This is a genomic window from Roseinatronobacter thiooxidans (assembly GCF_001870675.1).
GTDB lineage: Bacteria > Pseudomonadota > Alphaproteobacteria > Rhodobacterales > Rhodobacteraceae > Roseinatronobacter > Roseinatronobacter thiooxidans.
On sequence record NZ_MEHT01000033.1, the window covers coordinates 1 to 1,529 of the forward strand.

Consider the following 1,529-nt stretch of genomic DNA (forward strand, 5'->3'; position numbering starts at 1 on the left):
TAGACCACATGATCGCGTCCTGAGCTGACTGGCTTGGTGGTCTCTCCCGCGGCATTCTGCATTCGAGGGTTGCGCCGGATGGGCCGGTGCCGAGCCTCAAGAATGGGGGAGAGACCATATGCAGGATAGCACGTTCATTGGGTTGGATGTCCATAAGGCGACGATATCGATTGCAGTTGCGCAGGGGGAGCGTCGCGGTGAAGTCCGCCACTGGGGCAAGGTCCCACACCGGGCGGACCATATTCGAAAGTTGGTGGAAAAACTGGCTGTAGACGGACGGCGGTTGCATTTCTGCTATGAAGCTGGCCCGTGCGGCTATGGCCTCTATCGCCAGCTTGTTGAGCTGGGACATGACTGCATCGTGGTGGCACCATCGCTCATCCCGGTGAAGGCCGGAGACCGGGTGAAGACAGATCGCCGCGATGCGTTGATGTTGGCGAAGATGCATCGAGCTGGTGAACTGACGGCGGTCTGGGTGCCGGATGCGGCGCATGAGGCGATGCGCGATCTGGTTCGTGCAAGGGCGACTGCGATGCGGGTTCTGGGCAAGGCGCGCCAGCATCTTCAGGGGTTCCTGCTCCGCCATGGTCGTATCTACCCCGGAAAGAAGGGCTGGACGGTTGCCTATCGGCGCTGGCTGACGACGGTGCGGTTTCAGCATCCCGCTCAGCAGATCGTGTTTCAGGATTATGTGGACGCGGTCACCGACGCGGAAGCACGTGTCGAACGGCTGACTGGCCAGATCGCTGACCTGCTGCCAGACTGGTCTCTGGCACCGGTGGTCGAGGCTGTTCAGGCGATGCGCGGTGTGGCCTTCATCGTCGCAGTGACCGTGGTGGCAGAGGTCGGGGACTTCCAGCGTTTCGACAATCCGCGTCAGCTGATGGCCTATCTCGGCCTGACGCCCTCCGAACATTCCAGTGGGAACTCGGTTCGCAGGGGTGGGATAACCAAAGCGGGCAGCGGGCTTGCGCGGCGCGCCTTGATCGAGGGCGCATGGAGTTACCGGATGCAGGCGCGCGTCAGTCGCAAGCTGCATGACAGGATTGAGGGGCTGCCCAAGGCTGCGCGCGACATCGCCTGGAAAGGACAGTTGCGGATGTGCCAACGCTACCGCCATCTTGTCGCAGCCGGCAAGGCGAAGGTGGTCGTGACCACCGCCATCGCACGTGAGATGGTGGGCTTCATCTGGGCCATTGCCAGAGCGGTGATGCCTGCGCATGGACCCCAAGGGCGTGCCAACTGCTGAGAAGCTAAGAAGCGACCTCAACATGCCGATGCGCAAGGTTGGGGACGGAACGCGGTGGGGAACCCTCGTGGCCTGTTATGAGCCGGCCAAGCCGACGCTCGCCACTTAGAACGAGGCAGCCCCAAGACGAAACCACGGTCATGCGGTATCCAACCCGCGTATGAGAGCTTGCTCAACCGTCGTCTCAGTTCCGTCTCCAACCTTGCGCATCCCCATCACGCTGCGCCCGGCCTTGCCGGAGTAATTTCTATGATACAAAGGCTTGACAGCGATCATGAGA

The 1,529-nt window shown here is 61.6% G+C and carries 1 protein-coding gene; it reads left to right on the forward strand.

The window, feature by feature from the left end:
* Nucleotides 1–118 precede the first annotated feature (118 nt).
* Nucleotides 119–1,249 (forward strand): IS110 family RNA-guided transposase, encoded by a 1,131-nt coding sequence (locus tag BG455_RS11970; protein ID WP_071470246.1) that lies wholly within the window; start codon nt 119–121, stop codon nt 1,247–1,249.
* Nucleotides 1,250–1,529: the final 280 nt, after the last annotated feature.